The organism is Lentzea xinjiangensis, from assembly GCF_900110955.1.
Classification (GTDB): Bacteria; Actinomycetota; Actinomycetes; order Mycobacteriales; family Pseudonocardiaceae; genus Lentzea; species Lentzea xinjiangensis.
Map to the genome: position 1 here is coordinate 72336 of NZ_FOFR01000016.1, position 18807 is coordinate 91142.

The 18807-nt window shown below is 71.4% G+C and carries 25 protein-coding genes; 7 read left to right on the forward strand and 18 right to left on the reverse strand.

All coding sequences use genetic code 11. The features are described from left to right. From carA to pyrR, 5 genes are read right to left on the reverse strand one after another with little or no spacing between them, the layout of a single operon-like run. Positions 1–1113 (reverse strand): glutamine-hydrolyzing carbamoyl-phosphate synthase small subunit, encoded by a 1113-nt coding sequence (carA, locus tag BMW88_RS28850; RefSeq protein ID WP_425434700.1) that lies wholly within the window; start codon positions 1111–1113, stop codon positions 1–3. After that, a complete protein-coding gene (locus BMW88_RS28855; protein WP_089956361.1) occupies positions 1110–1616 on the reverse strand; it encodes a PH-like domain-containing protein in 507 nt (168 codons plus the stop codon). The genes carA and BMW88_RS28855 overlap by 4 nt, the downstream gene beginning before the upstream one ends. Then, positions 1613–2908, reverse strand: a complete 1296-nt coding sequence (locus tag BMW88_RS28860; RefSeq protein ID WP_089956364.1) for a dihydroorotase — start codon at positions 2906–2908, stop codon at positions 1613–1615. The genes BMW88_RS28855 and BMW88_RS28860 overlap by 4 nt, the downstream gene beginning before the upstream one ends. After that, positions 2905–3837 carry an aspartate carbamoyltransferase catalytic subunit gene (locus tag BMW88_RS28865; protein WP_089956366.1) on the reverse strand — a complete coding sequence of 311 codons (933 nt, stop codon included), beginning with the start codon at positions 3835–3837 and terminating at the stop codon, positions 2905–2907. The genes BMW88_RS28860 and BMW88_RS28865 overlap by 4 nt, the downstream gene beginning before the upstream one ends. Then, positions 3834–4406, reverse strand: a complete 573-nt coding sequence (gene pyrR / locus BMW88_RS28870; protein ID WP_089956370.1) for a bifunctional pyr operon transcriptional regulator/uracil phosphoribosyltransferase PyrR — start codon at positions 4404–4406, stop codon at positions 3834–3836. Before pyrR ends, BMW88_RS28865 begins: the two co-directional genes overlap by 4 nt. A gap of 257 nt (positions 4407–4663) precedes the next feature. On the opposite strand from pyrR, the gene bldD reads away from it, so the two are divergent. Then, complete coding sequence (gene bldD, locus BMW88_RS28875) at positions 4664–5152, forward strand: transcriptional regulator BldD (RefSeq protein WP_030471611.1); 489 nt, start codon at positions 4664–4666, stop codon at positions 5150–5152. Positions 5153–5365: 213 nt separating this feature from the next. On the opposite strand, the gene BMW88_RS28880 is transcribed toward bldD, so the two are convergent. After that, positions 5366–6175 (reverse strand): sigma-70 family RNA polymerase sigma factor, encoded by an 810-nt coding sequence (locus BMW88_RS28880; protein ID WP_089956373.1) that lies wholly within the window; start codon positions 6173–6175, stop codon positions 5366–5368. A gap of 242 nt (positions 6176–6417) precedes the next feature. On the opposite strand from BMW88_RS28880, the gene BMW88_RS28885 reads away from it, so the two are divergent. Next, positions 6418–6996 carry an HD domain-containing protein gene (locus tag BMW88_RS28885; protein ID WP_281249459.1) on the forward strand — a complete coding sequence of 193 codons (579 nt, stop codon included), beginning with the start codon at positions 6418–6420 and terminating at the stop codon, positions 6994–6996. 114 nt (positions 6997–7110) lie between these two features. Here BMW88_RS28885 and BMW88_RS28890 read toward each other — a convergent pair whose 3' ends face one another. Genes BMW88_RS28890 through BMW88_RS28905 form a run of 4 tightly spaced genes read right to left on the reverse strand, consistent with a single transcriptional unit; the run spans position 7111 to position 9901 of the window. Beyond that, a complete protein-coding gene (locus BMW88_RS28890; protein WP_245778129.1) occupies positions 7111–7794 on the reverse strand; it encodes a dihydrofolate reductase family protein in 684 nt (227 codons plus the stop codon). 16 nt (positions 7795–7810) lie between these two features. After that, the gene (gene nusB / locus BMW88_RS28895) at positions 7811–8230 is read right to left on the reverse strand and encodes a transcription antitermination factor NusB (protein WP_089956377.1); all 420 of its coding nucleotides are present in this window, start codon (positions 8228–8230) and stop codon (positions 7811–7813) included. Then, positions 8230–8796, reverse strand: coding sequence for an elongation factor P (gene efp, locus BMW88_RS28900; protein WP_089956380.1), 567 nt, complete (start codon positions 8794–8796; stop codon positions 8230–8232). The genes nusB and efp overlap by 1 nt, the downstream gene beginning before the upstream one ends. Before the next feature lie 31 nt (positions 8797–8827). Then, positions 8828–9901, reverse strand: coding sequence for a M24 family metallopeptidase (locus tag BMW88_RS28905; RefSeq protein WP_089956383.1), 1074 nt, complete (start codon positions 9899–9901; stop codon positions 8828–8830). 35 nt (positions 9902–9936) lie between these two features. Here BMW88_RS28905 and BMW88_RS28910 point away from each other — a divergent pair, with 35 nt between their 5' ends. Then, positions 9937–10347: a B-4DMT family transporter gene (locus BMW88_RS28910; protein ID WP_143116298.1), complete on the forward strand. Its 411-nt coding sequence runs from the start codon at positions 9937–9939 to the stop codon at positions 10345–10347. A gap of 62 nt (positions 10348–10409) precedes the next feature. Here BMW88_RS28910 and BMW88_RS28915 read toward each other — a convergent pair whose 3' ends face one another. Then, positions 10410–10817 (reverse strand): VOC family protein, encoded by a 408-nt coding sequence (locus tag BMW88_RS28915; RefSeq protein WP_245778130.1) that lies wholly within the window; start codon positions 10815–10817, stop codon positions 10410–10412. A gap of 15 nt (positions 10818–10832) precedes the next feature. Between BMW88_RS28915 and BMW88_RS28920 the strand changes: the two genes are divergently transcribed. Further along, the gene (locus tag BMW88_RS28920; RefSeq protein WP_089956392.1) at positions 10833–11567 is read left to right on the forward strand and encodes a GNAT family N-acetyltransferase; all 735 of its coding nucleotides are present in this window, start codon (positions 10833–10835) and stop codon (positions 11565–11567) included. Between the two features lie 206 nt (positions 11568–11773). Here the strand turns inward: BMW88_RS28920 and aroQ are convergent, their stop codons facing one another. The 7 genes from aroQ to BMW88_RS28955 all read right to left on the reverse strand — a co-directional run bounded on the left by aroQ (position 11774) and on the right by BMW88_RS28955 (position 16300). Next, entirely contained in the window at positions 11774–12202 is a 429-nt protein-coding gene (gene aroQ, locus BMW88_RS28925; RefSeq protein ID WP_089956395.1) for a type II 3-dehydroquinate dehydratase, read from the reverse strand. Continuing rightward, positions 12199–13320, reverse strand: coding sequence for a 3-dehydroquinate synthase (gene aroB / locus BMW88_RS28930; protein WP_089956399.1), 1122 nt, complete (start codon positions 13318–13320; stop codon positions 12199–12201). The genes aroQ and aroB overlap by 4 nt, the downstream gene beginning before the upstream one ends. After that, the gene (locus BMW88_RS28935; RefSeq protein ID WP_089956402.1) at positions 13317–13823 is read right to left on the reverse strand and encodes a shikimate kinase; all 507 of its coding nucleotides are present in this window, start codon (positions 13821–13823) and stop codon (positions 13317–13319) included. Before BMW88_RS28935 ends, aroB begins: the two co-directional genes overlap by 4 nt. Beyond that, a complete protein-coding gene (aroC, locus tag BMW88_RS28940; protein ID WP_089956741.1) occupies positions 13820–15019 on the reverse strand; it encodes a chorismate synthase in 1200 nt (399 codons plus the stop codon). Before aroC ends, BMW88_RS28935 begins: the two co-directional genes overlap by 4 nt. 13 nt (positions 15020–15032) lie before the next feature. Next, positions 15033–15485, reverse strand: coding sequence for a prepilin peptidase (locus BMW88_RS28945; protein WP_089956405.1), 453 nt, complete (start codon positions 15483–15485; stop codon positions 15033–15035). 126 nt (positions 15486–15611) lie between these two features. Then, on the reverse strand, positions 15612–16067 hold the full coding sequence (locus tag BMW88_RS28950) for a PTS sugar transporter subunit IIA (RefSeq protein WP_089956407.1): 456 nt from the start codon (positions 16065–16067) through the stop codon (positions 15612–15614). Beyond that, the gene (locus BMW88_RS28955; RefSeq protein ID WP_089956410.1) at positions 16064–16300 is read right to left on the reverse strand and encodes a PTS sugar transporter subunit IIB; all 237 of its coding nucleotides are present in this window, start codon (positions 16298–16300) and stop codon (positions 16064–16066) included. The genes BMW88_RS28950 and BMW88_RS28955 overlap by 4 nt, the downstream gene beginning before the upstream one ends. Before the next feature lie 111 nt (positions 16301–16411). Here BMW88_RS28955 and BMW88_RS28960 point away from each other — a divergent pair, with 111 nt between their 5' ends. The 3 genes from BMW88_RS28960 to BMW88_RS42210 are packed head-to-tail and all read left to right on the forward strand — an operon-like array spanning position 16412 to position 18749. Continuing rightward, complete coding sequence (locus tag BMW88_RS28960; protein ID WP_089956412.1) at positions 16412–17167, forward strand: GntR family transcriptional regulator; 756 nt, start codon at positions 16412–16414, stop codon at positions 17165–17167. Then, positions 17164–18456 carry a PTS transporter subunit EIIC gene (locus BMW88_RS28965; RefSeq protein WP_089956415.1) on the forward strand — a complete coding sequence of 431 codons (1293 nt, stop codon included), beginning with the start codon at positions 17164–17166 and terminating at the stop codon, positions 18454–18456. The genes BMW88_RS28960 and BMW88_RS28965 overlap by 4 nt, the downstream gene beginning before the upstream one ends. Before the next feature lie 26 nt (positions 18457–18482). Next, positions 18483–18749: an HPr family phosphocarrier protein gene (locus BMW88_RS42210; RefSeq protein ID WP_177221439.1), complete on the forward strand. Its 267-nt coding sequence runs from the start codon at positions 18483–18485 to the stop codon at positions 18747–18749. The last annotated feature ends 58 nt before the right edge of the window (positions 18750–18807 follow it).

Genomic DNA, 18807 nt, shown 5'->3' on the forward strand with positions numbered 1-18807 from the left:
TCAGCGGCCGCCGTTCATCATGGTCACGAACTCGTCGAACAGGGGCGCGGCGTCGTGCGGGCCGGCCGCGGCCTCGGGGTGGTACTGCACGGAGAACGCCGGCGCGTCGAGCAGCCGGACGCCCTCGACGGTGCCGTCGTTGGGGCAGTAGTGCGACAGCACGGCGCGGCCGAACTCGGAGGAGAACTCCTCCCCCGGCGTGCCCTCCAGCGCGAACCCGTGGTTCTGCGAGGTGATGGCGACCTTGCCGGTGGCCACGTCGATCACCGGGATGTTGATGCCCCGGTGGCCGTAGCGCATCTTGTACGTGCCGCGGCCGACCGCGCGGCCGAGGATCTGGTTGCCGAAGCAGATGCCGAACAGCGGCAGCTTCCGGCCCAGTGCCTCCTTCGTCAGCGCGATGGCGTGGTCCTGGGTGGCCGGGTCGCCGGGACCGTTGGACAGGAAGAGACCGTCCGGGCTCGTGGCGAGGATGTCGTCGAACGTGCTCGTCAACGGCAGCACGTGCACCTCGATGCCGCGCGCCGCCATCATCCGCGGGGTGTTCGACTTGATGCCCAGGTCGAGCGCGGCGACGGTGAACTTCTTCTCGCCGATGGCCTCGACCACGTACGGCTTGTCGGTGGTCACGTCGACGGCGAGGTTCGCGCCGACCATCTCCGCCGACGCCTTGACCTGCTCCAGCATCGACGCGTGGTCGGTGAGCCCGGAGCCGGAGAACACACCGGCCCGCATGGCGCCCCGCTCGCGGATGTGGCGGGTCAGGGTGCGGGTGTCGAGGCCCGCGATGCCGACGACGCCCTGGCTCGCCAGCTCCTCGTCGAGGCCGCGCTTGGACCGCCAGTTCGACGGCGTGCGCGCGGGGTCGCGGACCACGTAGCCGGCGACCCAGATCTTCGTGGACTCGTCGTCCTCGTCGTTCCAGCCGGTGTTGCCGATCTGCGGCGCGGTCTGCACCACGATCTGGCGGTGGTAGGAGGGATCGGTCAGGGTCTCCTGGTAGCCCGTCATGGCCGTGGAGAACACGACCTCGCCGAGCGAGACGCCGGTCGCTCCGTACGCCTCACCGCGGAAGACACGTCCGTCTTCCAGCACCAATGCCGCGTTCGTCACGCCTTGTCCTCCGTGTTGATCTGCTTCTGGCCGAGAGCGGCCAGCCATTCGTCGTACACGTCTTTGTCGTCGCCGCGGAAGCCCGTGTCGAAGAGGTGGCCCTCGTTCTCCCACTGGAGCACCAGCAGGCCCTCCTCGCTGAACATGACCTTCCCGGCGAGGCCCCGGTCCGTGCGGGCGGCCCGCAGGGACCCGGCGGGGATGAAGATCGGCGTCGCGCCGACGCGGTCGACGGCGACGCCCTCGGGGACCAGGCTCAGCGTCGCCTCCGCGCGGTGGCCGATGTCGCCGACCTGGACGCGGTCCTGCCAGTTGCCCGCGTTCGTCGTTCCGACGTAGACACCCGTCGTGCACAGCGTCGGGGCACCCAGGGTCTCCGGCCGGGCGGGGAACGGGGGCAGGCCGGCCTGCTTGCGCTGACGCCGCTTCCAGCCGTGCCACATGCCGTAGACGCAGAGCGCGAAGAACGCCACACACAGCAGGACGAGCAGTACGCGGGTCATTCCGCAATCCTCCCCGCCAGCGCGGTCACCCGGCCACGCAAGATGGTGGCCGTCACCGCGGCGGGCAGTTCCATGCCCTCGAACGGGGTGTTGCCCGCGATGCTCGCGAGCTCGGCACCGTTGACGGTCCACGACGCGTCCGGGTCGACCAGCACGAGGTTCGCGGGCTCGCCGGGCGCGATCGGGCGGCCCTGGTCGGTGAGACCGGCGATCTCGGCGGGCTTCTCGCTCATCACGCGCGCGACCCCGCGCCAGTCCAGCAGGCCGGTCCGCACCATCGTCTCGACGACGATGCCCAGCGCGGTCTGCAAGCCCAGCATGCCGGGCCGGGCCGCCGACCACTCGCAGTCCTTGTCCTGCACGGCGTGCGGGGCGTGGTCCGTGGCGACGCAGTCGATCGTGCCGTCGGCCAGGGCCTGCCGCAGCGCGTCGACGTCGGCCTGCGTGCGCAGCGGCGGGTTGACCTTGTTGACCGGGTCGTAGGTGGCGAGCCGATCGTCGGTCAGGATCAGGTGGTGCGGGGTGACCTCGGCGCTGACCTCGGTGCCGCGCGCCTTGGCCCACTTCAGGACGTCCGCCGTGCCGGTGGTGCTGACGTGGCAGACGTGCAGCCTCGCGTCGACCTGCTTCGCGAGGATGCAGTCGCGGGCGACGATGGACTCCTCGGCGGCGGCCGGCCAGCCCTGCAGGCCGAGCCGGGACGCGTTCTCGCCCTCGTGCGCCTGGGCACCGACCGTGAGGCGCGGTTCCTCGGCGTGCTGGGCGATGACGGCGCCCAGGGACTTCGAGTACTCCAGCGCGCGACGCATGATCAGCGGGTCGTGCACGCAGTGGCCGTCGTCGGAGAAGACCCGGACGTTCGCCTTGGACTTCGCCATCGTGCCGAGCTCGGCGAGCTTCTCGCCCTTCAGGCCGACGGTGACGGCGCCGACCGGGTGGACGTCGACGAGGCCGACCTCCTGGCCGCGGCGGGCGACGTGCTCGACGATGACGGCGTTGTCGGCGACCGGGTCGGTGTTGGCCATGGCGAAGACGGCGGTGTAGCCGCCCAGGGCGGCCGCCCTGGAGCCGGTCTCGATGGTCTCGGTGTCCTCGCGGCCCGGCTCGCGCAGGTGGGTGTGCAGGTCGACGAAGCCCGGCAGCAGAACCGCGCCGTTGCCTTCGATGACTTCCACATCAGCTCCGTGCTGTGTTGGGTCACTCTGGCCGGCGATCACGCCGTCGCGGATCAGCAGATCGATCGGTTCCCCCTCGCCGTAGGGCCTGACTCCCTTGAGCAGCAAGGGTTTCACGCGGTTTCCTCCTCATGGGCAAGCAGGTGGTAGAGCACGGCCATGCGCACGTGGACACCGTTGCGGACCTGCTCGGTGATGGCGGCCTGCGGGCTGTCGGCGACCACGGAGGCGATCTCCATGCCGCGCAGCATCGGGCCAGGGTGCAGCACGACGGCGTGCTCCGGCAGCAGCTTCAGGCGGCGCTCGTTGAGGCCGTAGGCGATCGAGTACTCGCGGGAGCTGGGGAAGAACCCGCCGGTCATGCGCTCGGCCTGCACGCGCAGCAGCATCACCGCGTCCTGCGAGGCGAGCTCGGAGTCGATCTCGTGCGAGACCGCGACCGGCCACTTCTCGACGCCGGTGGGCAGCAGGGTCGGCGGCGCGACCAGCGTGACCTCGGCACCGAGCGTGGTGAGCAGGTGCACGTTGGAGCGGGCGACCCGGCTGTGCAGGACGTCGCCGACGATCGCGACCCGGCGGCCGTCGAGGCTGCCGAGGCGGTCGCGCAGCGTGGCGGCGTCGAGCAGCGCCTGCGTGGGGTGCTCGTGCATGCCGTCGCCCGCGTTCACCACGGACGTGCCGGTGTGCTTGAGCCAGCCCGCGAGCCGGTGGGCCGCGCCGGAGGCCGGGTGCCGCACGATCACGCAGTCCGCGCCCGCGGCCTGCAGGGTCAGCGCGGTGTCGCGCAGCGACTCGCCCTTGCTGACGCTGGAACCCGAGCTGCTGACGTTGATCACGTCAGCGGACATCCACTTGCCCGCGATCTCGAAGCTCACCCTGGTGCGGGTGCTGTTCTCGTAGAACATCGTGATCACGGTGCGGCCGCGCAGCGTCGGCAGCTTGCGGACCTCGCGGCCGAGCAGCGCCTGCTTCAGCCGGTCCGCGGTGTCGAGCACCGCGGTCGCCTGGTCGCGGCCGAGACCGTCGGTGGAGAGCAGGTGCTTCACTTCAGCACCACACCGTCGCGGCCGTCGAACTCGTCCAGCATGACCACCACGTCCTCGGTCTTGGCCGTGGGCAGGTTCTTGCCGACGTAGTCCGCGCGGATCGGCAGCTCGCGGTGCCCCCGGTCGACCAGCACGGCGAGCTGCACCGCGCGGGGACGGCCGTGGTCGCGCAGCGCGTCGAGCGCGGCGCGGATGGTGCGGCCGGAGAACAGGACGTCGTCCACGAGCACGACCAGCTTGTCGTCGATGCCGCCCTCGGGCAGCTTCGTCGTCTCCAGCGGCCGGGTGGGGCCCCGCCGCAGGTCGTCGCGGTAGAGCGTGATGTCGAGCGTGCCCTCGTGCACCGTCCGGCCGGAAAATTCGGCGATCTTAGCGGCCAGGCGCCGTGCGAGTGGGGCTCCTCGGCTGGGAATACCCATCAAGACGACGTCGGGTGCGCTGGGTGCATCGAGAGCGGTCTTCTCGATGATCTGATGGGCCATTCGGGCGACGGTGCGCGCGACGTCACCGGCCGACAGGATCTCGCGATCCCCGGCCGGATCCGTCGCGCCACGTTGACGTGACGCCACGGCTGGACCTCCTTCCCCGCCTCACTGGACGGGTCCTTAAAGGACGTCGGACACCTGGTGACAACCAGGCTGACCTGCACGGTATCACCTACGGGCGGTCAACCATCCGAGTGGTGTGCCACGCGTGGCGCGCGTCTCCCCCCGAGATCAGCTTGACCTGCCGACCACGGCGAGTAATCATTACTCTGCGTATCGATCTAAGCCTCCCCGCAGCACGGCCGTACTGCTGACGGGGCGAATGAACGGAGAACCGCCACATGGGCGACTACGCCAAGGCGCTGGGGGCCAAGCTCCGCGCTATCCGCCAGCAGCAGGGACTGTCCCTGCACGGCGTCGAGCAGAAGTCCGGCGGTCGCTGGAAGGCCGTGGTCGTCGGCTCCTACGAGCGCGGTGACCGCGCGGTGACCGTGCAGAAGCTGGCCGAGCTGGCCGACTTCTACGGGGTTCCCGTCGCCGAGCTCCTGCCGGAGGGCCGCGTGCCGTCGGGCGCCGAGCCGGCCACCAAGATCGTGATCAACCTCGAACGGCTCCAGCAGCTCCCGGTCGAGAAGGTCGGTCCGCTGGCCCGCTACGCCGCGACCATCCAGTCGCAGCGCGGTGACTACAACGGCAAGGTCCTCTCCATCCGCACCGAGGACCTGCGTTCGCTCGCGATCATCTACGACATGACGCCGGGCGAGCTCACCGAGCAGCTCATCGACTGGGGCGTGCTCCCTCCGGAAGCCCGTCCCGCGAAGGAAGACTGAGACTTCTCCGCGACTTCTCCGCGACTTCTCCGCGCAGTGGTTCCCCGACGTCCTGCCAGTCGCCCGAGGACGTCGCGGGAGCCACTGCTGCTTTTCGGGTGCTCTCCGCGCTCACCGGCTGAGCGCCCGCATCCGCAGCACCCGGCGGCGTCGGTCGATCACCGGCGCGACCTCCTCGAACGGCGTCCGGCGCGGGGACGACCGTGGCGATCCTCACGGAACGATCGCGGCGAGCTGCTCTTTGTCCTGGATCACGTGAATCGCGGCGATTCGTCCGTCGCGCACCGTGAACGCCATCGCCGAGAACAGCACCCCGTCGACCATCGCGAGGAAACCTGCCTCACCACCGATGAGCGCGTAGCGGATCTCGGCCGAGCGGGAGAACTTGCGGAACGCGCCGGCCCGTCCGGCCACCGTGCGCGCACCGGTGACCTCCAGGGCGCCCGCGCGCAGCACGACATCGGGGTGCAGCACCGAGACCAGGTCCTCCAGGTCACCTTCGCGCGAGGCCTTGAGGAACGCGTTCACCGCTTCCCACTGCTTCGGCAGGTCGACGTCGGGCGCCGGCCGGTCCTGCACGCGCCGGCGCGCCCTCGACGCGAGCTGCCGCGCCGTCGCCGGCGTCTTGTCGATCAACGACGCGATGTCGTCGAACGGCACGGCGAACATGTCGTGCAGCACGAAGGCCAGCCGCTCGTCCGGTTTCAGCGTGTCCAGCACGATCAGCATCGCGAGCCCGACCTCGTCCTGCCGGAGCACCAGCTGCTCCGGCTCCTCCGCCGCGTCGATCACCGGGTCCGGCATCTCGTGGGCGTGCTCGCGCCGGTCGCGCAGCATGTTCAGGCACACGCGGGCGACCACGGTCGTCAGCCACGCGGCCGGGTTCTCGACCTCGCTCGTGTCGGCGCGCTCGACGCGGAGCCAGGCCTCCTGCACCGCGTCGTCGGCCTCGGCGAACGACCCCAGCACGCGGTGGGCGATGGCGCGCAGCCGCGTGCGCTCCTGCTCGAACTGCGCGATCACGCGAAGCTCCTCCTCAGACGGGTCCTCCAGGAGTAGACCCGCCGGACAGGGCGGACGTGACAGCCCCGGGCTGTGGCGGCCGTCACGGTCCCGAGCCGGGGCCCTGACCGCCGGGCCGTGCCCTAGGTTGGAGATCTCGCCGGTCCCGGCCGACGCGCGACAGCGGCGCGACCGGGTGCAGAAGAAAGGCCACCGCCATCCTCGCCGACTCCACCCCGCTGCCGTCCGGCCTGGACTCCCGGCTGCGCGACCACTTCACGTTCCTCGTCGAGGTCGACCAGCTCAAGACCGTGCTGCGCCAGTCCCCGCTCGCCGCGGCCGACCGGCGGGAGAACGACGCGGAGCACTCCTGGCACCTCGCGCTCATGGTCATGACCCTCGCCGAGTACGCCGACGAGCCCATCGACGTCGGCCACACCATGAAGCTCGTGGTGGTGCACGACCTCGTGGAGATCTACGCGGGCGACACGCCGCTCTACGACACCGCGGCGGGCGAGAGCCAGCCGGAACGCGAAGAAGCCGCGGCCGACCGGTTGTTCGGCATCCTGCCGGGGAGCTCCGGCCGCGAGCTGAGGGCGTTGTGGGACGAGTTCGAGGCGCGGCGGACACCGGAGGCGCGGTTCGCCAAGGCCATGGACCGGCTGCAACCGTTGCTGCTCAACTGGATGGCCAAGGGCGGGACCTGGCGCACCCCCGGCGTCACCGCGGACGACGTGCGTGCGCGCAAGGCCGTCATCGGCGAGGCGTCGGCACCGCTGTGGGACGCGGCCAAGCACCTGATCGACGAGGGCGAGCGCCGGGGCTGGGCGCGGAGCCGGTAGGCGGCCCGGCGGGAAGCGGCCCGGCGGGAAGCGGCCCGGCGGGAAGCGGCCCGGCGGGAAGCGGCCCGGCGGGAAGCGGCCCGGCGGGAAGCGGCCCGGCGGGAGGCGGCTGGGTCACCGCACCACCCGGTAGGTCACGTGCGTGAACCCCTTGCCCGCTCTCGACTCGACCTGCTCCAGGGTGAGGCCGGGGACGCCGTCGAACAGCCGGATGCCCGCGCCGAGCGTGACCGGCATGATGCGCAGCCGCAGCTCATCGATCAGACCGGCGGCCAGGTACTGGTTGACGGTCGACGCACCACCGTGGATGGAGATGTGGCCATCGCCGGGCGTCTCTCTCGCGCGCCGCAACGCGGCCTCGATGCCGTCGGTGACGAAGTGGAAGGTGGTGCCGCCGTCCATCGGCTGCGGGTCGCGCGGGTGGTGGGTGAGCACGAAGACCGGGCCGTGGTAGGGCGGGTTGTCGCCCCACCAGCCGTTCCAGGGGCGGTCCCAGTCGCCGCGGATCGGGCCGAACATGTTGCGGCCCATGATGAACGCCTTGGTCTCGGCCAGGCGGTCGAGCTGGTGGCGCTGCTCGGCCGGGTCGTCGTACCAGGCGTGCAGCGTGCTGCCCCAGCCGTCGCCGCCGTCGTCGCCGAACGGACGGTCCTCGGTCTGGTTCAGGCCGGCTGAGCAGCCGTCGAGGGAGAGCGAGAGGTCACACGTCACCTTGGTCATGCCCACCAGCCTGGAACCACCGGGGCGTGACGTCCAGTGCGGGTGCTGCCGCTTGACGTCGACGTCGTCGACCGGCAAGCGGCAGCGACACGCTCTACAGCACAGCGCGCAACTGGTCCGCGATCACGGCGATCCGGCCGAGCACGCCGTTGACGAACCGCGGCGAGTCGTCCGTCGACAGGCCCTTGGCGAGTTCCACGGCCTCGTCGATGGCCACCGCGTCCGGCACGTCGGAGGCCCACAGCAGCTCGTAGAGGCCGAGGCGCAGGATCGCGCGGTCGACCGCCGGCATGCGCTGCAACGTCCAGCCCTCGGCGTGCTCCGAGATGAGGTCGTCGATGCGCGAGCGGTTCGCGTGCACGCCCTCGACCAGGGTGACGGTGTAGTCGTTCACCGGGGGGACGTCGGGGGAACCGACTCGCTGGGCCAGCAGCGTCACCGGGTCGGTGCCCAGCAGGTCGGCTTCGTAGAGGAAGTCGACCGCGCGCTTGCGGGCCTTGCTCCGAGCGCCCATTACTTGTCGCTGATGCGGCCGAGGTAGCGACCGTCGCGGGTGTCGACCTTGATCTTCTCGCCGGTCGTGACGAACAGCGGGACCTGGATCTCGGCGCCGGTCTCCAGGGTCGCGGGCTTGGTGCCACCGGTCGAGCGGTCGCCCTGCAGGCCGGGGTCGGTGTGCTGGATGACGAGCTCGACCGACGTCGGGAGCTCGACGAACAGCGGCACGCCCTCGTGCGTGGCGACGACCGCCTCCTGGTTCTCCAGCATGTAGTTCGCGGCGTCACCGACGGTCTCGGCCGGAACCGGGATCTGGTCGTAGGTGTCACCGTCCATGAAGATGAAGTCGGTGCCTTCCTTGTACAGGTAGGTCATGCCGCGCTTGTCCACGGTGGCGGTCTCGACCTTGGTGCCCGCGTTGAAGGTCTTGTCGACGACCTTCCCCGTCAGCACGTGCTTGAGGGTCGTGCGCACGAAGGCGCCACCCTTGCCGGGCTTGACGTGCTGGAACGCGGTGACGGTCCAGAGCTGGCCGTCGAGGTTCAGCACCAGGCCGTTCTTCAGGTCGTTCGTGGTGGCCACGGTGGAGTTTCTCCTGTGTAGGACGGGGGTGTCAGACGACCACGAGTTCCTTCGTGGTCAGGGTGAGGAGCTCCGGCGCGCTCTCGCGCACCACGAGGGTGTCCTCGATGCGGACCCCGCCCCGCCCCGGCAGATAGACGCCAGGCTCGACGGTGACCGCCATACCGGCCGAAAGTGTACCGTCACCCGCCTTCGACAACGCCGGTGCCTCGTGGATCTCCAGCCCGACCCCGTGGCCGAGGCCGTGCAGGAAGTCGTCGCCGTGCCCGGCCCTGGCGATCACCTCGCGGGCGGCGCGGTCCACGTCGCTCACCGCCACGCCCGGCTCCAGCGCGGCGCGTCCGGCCGCCTGCGAGCGAGCGACCAGGTCGTACAGGTCGCGCTGCCAGTCGGCGGGCTTGCCCAGCACGAGCGTGCGGGTCATGTCCGAGTGGTAGCCGTCGACCAGCGCGCCGAAGTCCAGCTTGACCAGGTCGCCTGCCTGCAGCGGCGCGTCGGTCGGCGAGTGGTGCGGGACCGCCGAGTTCGCCCCGAACGCCACGATCGAGGCGAACGAGGGCCCTTCCGCGCCGTGGTCGAGCATGCGGCTCTCCAGCTCGCGCGCCACCTCGCGTTCGGTGCGGCCCGCCCGCAGGCCGCCGTGCCCGATCAACGCCGCCAGCGCGCGGTCCGCCGCGGCGCACGCCATCCGCAGGGCTTCGATCTCGACCTCGTCCTTGACCAGCCGCAGCTTCTCCACCAGGCCGCCGGCCCGGTGCAGCTCGGCCCCATCCGCCGCCTGCCCCAGGGCTTCCCACCCGTCGACCGTGACGCGGTGGCTCTCGAACCCGAGCCTTCCCCTCGCCCTCTTCACGAGCGCGACGTCGCACGGCCGGTCGATCACCCGCTCCAGGTCCGGCACCTGCCTCGCCGACTGCGTGAGGTACCGGCCGTCGGTGCAGAACACCGTCGCGTCGTCGCCGCGCGCGTCGACCAGGACGGCCGCGTTCGACCCGGTGAACCCGGTGAGGTACCGGACGTTGAGCAGGTCGGTGACGAGGAGCGCGTCCAGGTCGGCGGCCTGGAGCTCGTGGCGCAGGGCGGTTCGGCGGGCGGCGTACGACATGTCTCGCAGGGTACGGCCAGTTCTATTGTGTCCGCATGCGTCCTTGGTTCGTCCGTGCGTTGTGGATGGGGCTGCTGCACGGGGCCGTGCAGACCGGTGTGGCCGCGGTCGCCGTCCGCAGCCCGGAGGCCACCTCCGTCGGCCCGATCGCCCTCGCCCTGCTGGTCGCCGCCGCGGTCATCTGGGGCGCCGCCGACGCGGCGCGCGACCTGGACGGCCGCGGCATGCAGTGGTTCGTCGCGGCTCTCCTGGCCGGGCCGTTCGCCGGGGCGCTGGGCGTGGCCGGGTCGGCGCTGCTGGTCGACCAGACCGGGCAGGAGGCGCTGTGGGTGGCCCTGACCGGCGGGGCGGCGTTCACCGCGCTGCTCGTGCTGGCGCCGGCGGGGCTCGGGATGCTGCTCGGCGGGTTCCTCCGGGAGAAGGACCCGGCCGGTCCGCTGTCGTGACGTGAGCCTGCCGCGGGTATCGGGACTGGTCTCGGCACGCGCGGATCCTCGTGCAGAAGCGGTCAGCCGGTGGCCGGGCTTGCGACGAGCTCGACCTCGAAGCCGTCCTCGTTCTCCAGGAACGCCGCGTAGTGACCGGGCCCGCCGGCGAACGGGTGCCGGTCGGCGAACAACAGCCGCCAGCCGTTGCGCGGCGCCTCGCCGGTGAGGCGGTCGACGTCGGCACGGGCACCCGCGTGTAAGGCCAGGTGGTTGAGGCCCGCTTTCATCCGATCGTGTGGACCGGTCAGGGCCGGGGACTGCTCGACCACGACGTACGTCCCGCCGGACTTCCAGCTGACCCCCGCCTCCCAGCGCTGGAACTCGGTCCAGCCGAGCGCCGGGAAGAGCCACCCGAACGAGGCCTCGGCTCGGGCGAGGTCCGGCACCCACAGTTCGACGTGGTGCAGCACCGCGCGCTCCCCCCGCATCCCTACCATCGACCGATGAAGATCGTCACGAACGGCGACCGGCCCGACCTCCAGGGCAGTGCCCAGGCTCCGCTCCGCACCGGGTGGCCGGCGTTCGTGCTGCGCGACCCCGTCTCGAACGACCACCGCGCCGCGGTGGCACGGTACTTCCCCCGCTTCGACGTGCTGCTCGTGGAGGACGACGACACGGTGCTGGCCAGAGCCACCGCGGTGGCGCTGCGCTGGGACGGCCGGCCATCGGCCCTGCCGGACGGGGGGTACGACGGCGCGATCGTCACGGCGGTAGCCGAGCACGAGAGCGGGATCGAGCCGGACACCCTGTGCGTCGTGGCCGCCACCGTCCGGCCCGGCCGCACCGGGGGCGGGCTGGCGGGAACGGTGCTCACCGCCCTGCGCGAGCGCGCGGAGGAGGCCGGGTTGCGGCGCGTGGTCGTGCCGGTGCGGCCGACGCTCAAGGCGAGCTACCCGCTGACGCCGATGGCGGACTTCCAGCGGTGGACCCGCGAGGACGGCCTACACCTGGACCCGTGGATCCGGACGCACCAACGCCTCGGCGCCACCGTCCTGGGACCGGCGCCCCGGTCGATGGTGGTGTCCGGCAGCGTCGCGCAGTGGGAGGAGTGGACCGGCATGGCGTTCCCGCAGACCGGCCGCTACGTCGTGCCGGGCGGGCTGGACCTCGTCGAGATCGACCGCGAGCGCGACCGGGGGCTGTACGAGGAGACGAACCTGTGGATGCGGCACCGGTGAGCGGTGGGTCGTGGCCCGTCGGCGCCAGCCGGTAGGAGGTGGACGGGCCTCGGCGTGAGGCCGGGTACGGGACGGACTGCGAGCGCCGACGTGGCCACACGGCTACCAGCCCTGGCCCACGCGGCTACCAGCCCGTCCGGCACGACAACCCCGATCGCCGCGTCCGGCCGACCCCTCAGCGCCGACCAGGTCCGTGGAGAACGGCCCTACCTCCTGAGCGCCAGCCAGCGCAGCGCCAGCAGGTAGCCCTCGACGCCCAGCCCCACGATCACGCCGCTAGCCACCGCCGAGATGACGCTGTGGTGCCGGAACTCCTCGCGCTGGTGGATGTTCGAGATGTGCACCTCGACCAGCGGGGCCGTGAGCTGGGAGCAGGCGTCGCGCAGCGCGATCGAGTAGTGCGTCCAGGCGGCGCCGTTGAGCACGACCGGGGTGGAGGTGTCGGCGGCCTCGTGCAGCCACGCGACCATCTCGCCCTCGTGGGCGGTCTGGCGGACCTCGACCTCGAAGTTGAGCTCCTTGCCCTCGGCCACGCACATCTGGACCAGGTCGGCGTAGGTGGTGCGGCCGTAGACGTCCGGCTCGCGGGTGCCGAGGCGGTCGAGGTTGGGGCCGTTCAGGACCAGGACCCTCACAGCAGCACCTTCCCCGAACCGGCGCCGGAGCCGGGCGACGGCTCGGCGGCGACGGCCGAGTACGCGGCGGCGATCAGGGCCGGGTCCGGGCCTTCCAGGCGGCCCGGCTTCGCGAGGCCGTCCAGCACGACGAAGCGGAGGACGCCCGCCTTGTTCTTCTTGTCGACCTTCATGCCCTCCAGGAGCTGCGGGAGGGCGTCCGGGTCGTAGGAGGTCGGCAGGCCGAGCAGCTGGAGCACGGACCTGTGGCGGTCGGCCGTCGCGTCGTCCAGGCGGCCGGCGAGGCGGGCCAGCTCCGCGGCGAAGACCAGGCCCACGCTGATGGCGGCGCCGTGGCGCCAGCGGTAGCGCTCGCGGCGTTCGATCGCGTGGCCCAGGGTGTGGCCGTAGTTCAGGATCTCGCGCAGGGACGACTCGCGCAGGTCGCCGGTGACGACGTCGGCCTTGACCTGGATCTTGCGGCGGACCAGTTCCGGGAGCACGTCGCCCGCGGGGTCCACGGCCTCGGCCGGGTCGGCCTCGATCAGGTCGAGGATGACCGGGTCGGCGATGAAGCCGCCCTTCACGATCTCGGCCATGCCGGCGACGAGCTCGTTGCGCGGCAGCGTCTCCAGGGTCGCGAGGTCGACGAAGACGGCGTCCGGCTCGTAGAAGGTGCCGACGAGGTTCTTGCCCGCGTCGGTGTTGATGCCGGTCTTGCCGCCGATCGCGGCGTCCACCATGCCGAGCAGCGTCGTCGGGATGTTCACCAGCCGCACGCCGCGCATCCAGGTGGAGGCGACGAAGCCCGCCAGGTCCGTCACCGCGCCGCCGCCCAGGCCGACGACGACGTCCTGGCGGCCGAGGCCGATCTTGCCCAGCACGTCCCAGCAGAAGCCGGCGACGGCGAGGTCCTTGCCGTCCTCGGCGTCGGGGACCTCGACGCGGTGCGCGTCGACGCCGGCGGCCTTGAGCTCCTCGACCAGCACCTCGGCGGTCGGGCCCAGCGTCGGCTGGTGCACGATCGCGACCTTGGCACTGGCACCGAGGAACTCGGCGATGTCGCCGAGCAGGCCGCGGCCGACCAGCACCTCGTAGGGCTTCTCGGCGGCGACCCGGATGCGGACGGGCTCGGTCATTGTCCAACTCCCTCGATCACCGCGTCGGTCACCTGTTCGGGGTCCAACGAGTCCGTCAGCACCTCGATCGTCGCGACCTCGCGGTACAGCGGCAGGCGCGCGTCCAGCAGCGCCTTGAACGTCGAACGCGGGTTGACGCCGGACAGCAGCGGCCGCGCGGAGGACAGGCCGGTGCGGCGCACGCCCTCGGCCATGCCGACGTTCAGGAATACGACCGTGTGGTCGCGCAACAGCTCACGGGTCCTGGGCGACAGCACCGCACCGCCGCCCAGGGCGAGCACGCCGTCGTGCTCCGCCAGCGCCTTGGCGACCGCTTCCTCCTCCAGCGCGCGGAAGACCTGCTCGCCGTCGTCGGTGAAGATGTCGGAGATCGGCTTGCCCGCCGTCTCGACGATGTCGGCGTCGACGTCGCGGAAGCCGACGCCGAGCCGCTCGGCCAGCAGCTCGCTGACGGTGGTCTTGCCGGCCCCGGGAGGCCCGACCACCACGCACCGGGGGCTCACAGGCCCTCCCAGCGGGCTTCCAGGGCCTTGAGGTAGGCGTGGGCGTTGCGGCGCGTCTCGTCGAGCGAGTCGCCGCCGAACTTCTCCAGCGCGGCCTCGGCCAGCACGAGCGCCACCACGGACTCCAGCACCACGCCCGCGCGCGGCACGGCGCAGACGTCGGAGCGCTGGTGGATCGCGACGGCGGGCTCGCCGGTGCGGACGTCCACCGTGGACAGTGCGCGCGGGACGGTCGAGATGGGCTTCATCGCCACGCGGGCGCGGAGGATCTCGCCGTTGGTGATGCCGCCCTCGAGGCCGCCGGCGCGGTTCGAGCGGCGCGTGACGCCGACGGGGCCGCTGCCGCGGTCGATCTCGTCGTGGGCCTGCGACCCCCAGCGCTTGGCCGACGTGAAGCCGTCGCCGATCTCCACACCCTTCATGGCCTGCACGCCCATCAGGGCGGCGGCCAGGCGCGCGTCGAGGCGGCGGTCCCAGTGCACGTGCGAGCCCAGGCCCGGCGGCAGCCCGTAGGCGAGCACCTCGATCACGCCGCCGACGGTGTCACCGGCGTCCTTCACGGCCTCGACCTCGGCGACCATCGCCTCGGTGCCGCGGGGGTCGAAGCAGCGCGTCGGCGACTCGTCGATCGCGGCCAGGTCGTCCGGTGTGGGCAACGCCGCGTCCTCGGGCGTCTCGGCCTTGCCGATCGACACCACGTGGCTGAGGATCCGCACGCCCAGCAACTGCTGCAGGAACTGCCGCGCGACGGTGCCCAGCGCGGTCCGCGCCGCCGTCTCGCGGGCCGACGCCCGCTCCAGCACCGGCCTGGCCTCGTCGAAGCCGAACTTCTGCATGCCGGGCAGGTCCGCGTGGCCCGGCCGAGGCCGCGTCAGGGCCTCGTTGCGGCCGGTCGGCTTGAGCAGGCCGGGGTCGACCGGGTCCGGCGACATGACCGTCTGCCACTTGGGCCACTCGGTGTTGCCGATGGTGACCGCGATCGGGCCGCCCTGCGTCCTGCCGTGGCGCACGCCGCCGAGGATCTCGACCTCGTCCTGCTCGAAGCCCATCCTGGGCGAGCGGCCGAACCCGAGCCTGCGGCGGCCGAGCTGGGCGACGAGGTCGTCGGTGGTCACCTCGACACCGGCGGGCATGCCCTCCAGGACGGCGACGAGGGCGGGGCCGTGTGACTCTCCAGCGGTGATCCAGCGCAGCACGTTCACAATCCTTTCACAGCGTCGTCAACGCCCAGGTGGCGGCCAGCAAGCCGGGTCCGTGCGGCACCGCGCGCGCACGCCTGAGCGCCGCGACGGCGAGCGTGACCGCGCCGGACAGGACCGCCGCCGGCAGGAGCGACGGCAGGGCGAGGGGCAGGCCGAGCCCGAAGGCGAGCTTCACGTCCCCGCCGCCCATGAGGGCGGGCCGGCAGCGGCGGACGGCGAGGTGGGCGCCGCCGAAGACGAGCGCCGACAGCAGCGCGGCCGGGAGCCGGTGGGACTCGAGGAGCAGCAGCGAGGCGGCCAGCGGGAGCGTCAGCGCGTCCGGCAACCGGTGGTGCCGCAGGTCGGTCAGCGCGAGCACGACGCCGAAGCACGCCAGCACGAACGAGGAGGGCGGCGCGTCCAGGACGGCGGCGACCGTCCACGACGAACCCAGGAGGAACGCGAGCAGGACCGTGGTCATGGCCACCACGGTCCTGCTCGGTACGACCTGGGCACGAATCTCGGCCCGTCGTGAGCGGTCCATTCACGCACGAGCCCACGGTGCCTCATCCCGGGCTGGCAGAACGCCCGGAACCGGCGGTGTGCGTCAGCGGGACCAGTCGAACAGGGTGTCGTTCGCCGTCACGTCGACGTCCACGGCGAAGTCGCCGAGCACCTCAGCGGAGGCGTCCAGCGCGATCACGGGGCAGATCGGCGCGAACCCGGCCGCCTCGACCTCGGCCGGGTCCCACGTCACGATCCGCTGACCGGCCTGGACCTGCTCGCCCTTGACCACGTGCAGCTCGAAGCCCTCGCCCTTGCGCTTCACGGTGTCGATGCCGAGGTGGACCAGCACCGCGGCGCCGTCACCGGTGGCCACCACGAACGCGTGCGGGTGCAGCGTCACGACCGTGCCGTCGACGGGCGAGACGACGTCGGCCTTCTCGCGCGCCGGCTCGACGGCGACGCCGGGGCCGACCATCGCCTGCGAGAAGACGGGGTCCGGCACGGCGGAGAGCGCGACCACCCGGCCGGCGACGGGGCTGCCCACGCGCAGGCTCACAGCAGGTCCTCGATGTCCGACGCGATCGTGTCCGCCTCGGGGCCGACGACGACCTGGACGACGTTGCCCGAACGCATGACGCCGTGTGCTCCCAACGCCTTCAGGGCCTTCTCGTCGACCACGGAGCCGTCCTCGAGCTCACAGCGCAGCCGGGTGATGCACGGCTCGATCTCGACGATGTTGTCCGCGCCACCCAGCGCGTCGATGATCTTCTGCGCCTTGTCGTCAGCCACGTTCGTACCTCTCGTTCGCGTAACAGCGGTTGACACCCGCTCAGTGTGCGGAGCATTCTCCCGCACCAACTGGTCTAGACCGGAAAGTACCACTAGCGAGGAGGTGAGCGAGTGCACGAGATCGTGGAGGGGCCGAAGCCCAAACACGCGCAACTGCGCGAGATCCTGCGCCGGCTCGCCGAGCAGGACCTCGCACCCGGTTCGCCGATCCCGTCCGAACGCGACCTCGCCGAGCGGTACGGGGTCTCCCGCATCACGGTGCGGGCCGCGGTCGGCCAGCTGGTCGCCGAGGGCCTGCTCACGCGGGCCAAGGGCCGCGGGACGTTCACCGCCCGGCGGCGCTACGACCTGCAGCACCTGCTGGCCTCGTTCACCTCGGACATGAAGGCGCGCGGGCTGGAGCCCAGCACCGAGGTGATCAGCAGCGGCCAGGCGGTGCCCGGGTCGAAGGCGTCGCTGGGGCTCGACCCCGACGAGTACGCCTATCGCGTCGTGCGGCTGCGCATGGCCGACGGGGCGCCGTTGGCGCTGGAGACCGGTTGGTACAGCCCGCACCTGCTGCCCGAGCTCGACCGGTGCGACCTGAGCGGGTCGCTCTACGAGCTCTTCGCGACGAAGTACGGGGTGCAGCTCGACCACGCGCGGCAGACCGTGTGGGCCGAGACCGCCGACGCGGAGACCGCGAAGGCGCTCGACGTCCGCAAGGGCAGCCCGCTGCTCGTGTTCAGGAGGGTCGCCAGCTCCCAGGGCCGGCCTTGTGAAGATGTGACTTCCTGGTACCGGGGCGATCTCTACCAGGTGACCATGCAACTGGACCGGACCGCCCCGGGTACCGGACCGAACTCCGCCAAGGGAGGTACCCGATGAGCACGGACGCCGCACAGACCGGTGGTCGTGAGATCAAGGGCCTCGCCACGTTGCAACGCTTCGGTCGCAGCCTGATGCTGCCGATCGCCGTGCTGCCCGCGGCAGGCCTCCTGCTCCGCTTTGGTCAACCCGACATGCTGGGCAAGGACGGTCTCGGCTGGAACGCCGTCGCCGCGGTGATCGGTGCGGCAGGCGACGCGCTGTTCAGCAACCTCGCCCTGCTGTTCGCGGTCGGCATCGCCGTCGGGTTCGCCCGGCGCGGTGACGGTTCCACCGCGCTCGCCGGCGTCGTCGGCTACGTCGTGCTGACGAGCGTCTTCAAGGCGATGTCGCCGCTGGTCCTCGACCAGCCGACCGACCCGGCCGCCAAGCCGGAAGTGATCAACTACGGGGTGCTCGGCGGTATCGTCGTCGGTGTCCTGACGGCGCTGCTGTGGCAGAAGTACCACCGCATCAAGCTGCCGCCGTACCTGGCCTTCTTCGGCGGCCGCCGGTTCGTGCCGATCATCGTCGCCGGTGTGATGGTGCTCGTCGGCGTCCTGCTGGGCCTCGTGTACCCGTGGTTCGACGCCGGCCTGACCGCCATCGGCGAGTGGGTCACCGGCAGCACGATCATCGGTGCGTTCATCTACGGTGTCGTCAACCGCCTGCTGATCCCGCTGGGCCTGCACCACATCCTCAACAACGTCGTGTGGTTCCAGTTCGGCGAGTACAACGAGAAGACCGGTGACATCCCGCGCTTCCTCGCGGGCGACCCGACCGCCGGCACGTTCCAGACCGGCTTCTTCCCGATCCTGATGTTCGCCCTGCCGGCCGCCGCGCTCGCGATCGTGCACACCGCGCGCCCGAGCCAGCGCAAGCTCATCGGCGGCATCATGGGCTCCGCCGCGCTCACCGCGTTCATCACCGGTGTGACGGAGCCGCTCGAGTTCGCGTTCATGTTCGTGGCGTGGCCGCTGTACCTGATCCACGCGGTGCTGACCGGCACGTCGCTCGCGATCTCGAACGCCCTGGGCGCCCACGACGGCTTCTCGTTCTCGGCTGGTGCGATCGACTTCATCCTCAACTGGAACATCGCCCAGAAGCCGTGGCTGCTCATCATCCTCGGTCTCATCTACGCGGTGATCTACTACTTCCTGTTCCGCTTCGTCATCACGAAGTGGAACCTGAAGACGCCGGGCCGTGAGGACGACGAGTCGCCGGAGGCCGATGAGAGCATCGTCGGCAGCGGCCGGGACGAGGCCCGCACCACGCGGACCGACGTCCGCGAGCCGAAGACCGAGAACTAAGCACCAGCTCTACGGGAGGAACCATCATGGCCGAGCGACGGGTCACCGTGGCCAGCAAGGTCGGACTGCACGCCCGGCCTGCCGCACTGCTGGCGAAGGCCGCCGCCGACCAGCCGGTCACGGTCACCATCCGCAAGGACGGTGGCGAAGCCGTGGACGCGGCGAGCGTCCTGGGTCTGATGACCCTCGGCGCCATGCACGGTGACGAGGTGGTGCTCAGCGCCGACGGGGACGGAGCGGACGACGCTCTGGACGTCATCGCCGGGCTGATCGCCACCGACCACGACGACTGAGTCGTGCGGCGGTCGTGAGCGGTCCTGGCCACCCCGACGGCCGGGACCGCCCACGACC

Excerpts from the sequence above, each read along its gene's own strand:
- BMW88_RS28855 (WP_089956361.1), bottom strand. The coding sequence starts at position 1,616 with ATGACCCGCGTACTGCTCGTCCTGCTGTGTGTGGCGTTCTTCGCGCTC.
- bldD (WP_030471611.1), top strand. The coding sequence starts at position 4,664 with ATGGGCGACTACGCCAAGGCGCTGGGGGCCAAGCTCCGCGCTATCCGC.
- nusB (WP_089956377.1), bottom strand. The coding sequence starts at position 8,230 with ATGGGCGCTCGGAGCAAGGCCCGCAAGCGCGCGGTCGACTTCCTCTAC.
- BMW88_RS28905 (WP_089956383.1), bottom strand. The coding sequence starts at position 9,901 with ATGTCGTACGCCGCCCGCCGAACCGCCCTGCGCCACGAGCTCCAGGCC.
- BMW88_RS28910 (WP_143116298.1), top strand. The coding sequence starts at position 9,937 with ATGCGTCCTTGGTTCGTCCGTGCGTTGTGGATGGGGCTGCTGCACGGG.
- BMW88_RS28915 (WP_245778130.1), bottom strand. The coding sequence starts at position 10,817 with ATGCGGGGGGAGCGCGCGGTGCTGCACCACGTCGAACTGTGGGTGCCG.
- BMW88_RS28920 (WP_089956392.1), top strand. The coding sequence starts at position 10,833 with ATGAAGATCGTCACGAACGGCGACCGGCCCGACCTCCAGGGCAGTGCC.
- aroB (WP_089956399.1), bottom strand. The coding sequence starts at position 13,320 with ATGACCGAGCCCGTCCGCATCCGGGTCGCCGCCGAGAAGCCCTACGAG.
- BMW88_RS28945 (WP_089956405.1), bottom strand. The coding sequence starts at position 15,485 with ATGACCACGGTCCTGCTCGCGTTCCTCCTGGGTTCGTCGTGGACGGTC.
- BMW88_RS28965 (WP_089956415.1), top strand. The coding sequence starts at position 17,164 with ATGAGCACGGACGCCGCACAGACCGGTGGTCGTGAGATCAAGGGCCTC.
- BMW88_RS42210 (WP_177221439.1), top strand. The coding sequence starts at position 18,483 with ATGGCCGAGCGACGGGTCACCGTGGCCAGCAAGGTCGGACTGCACGCC.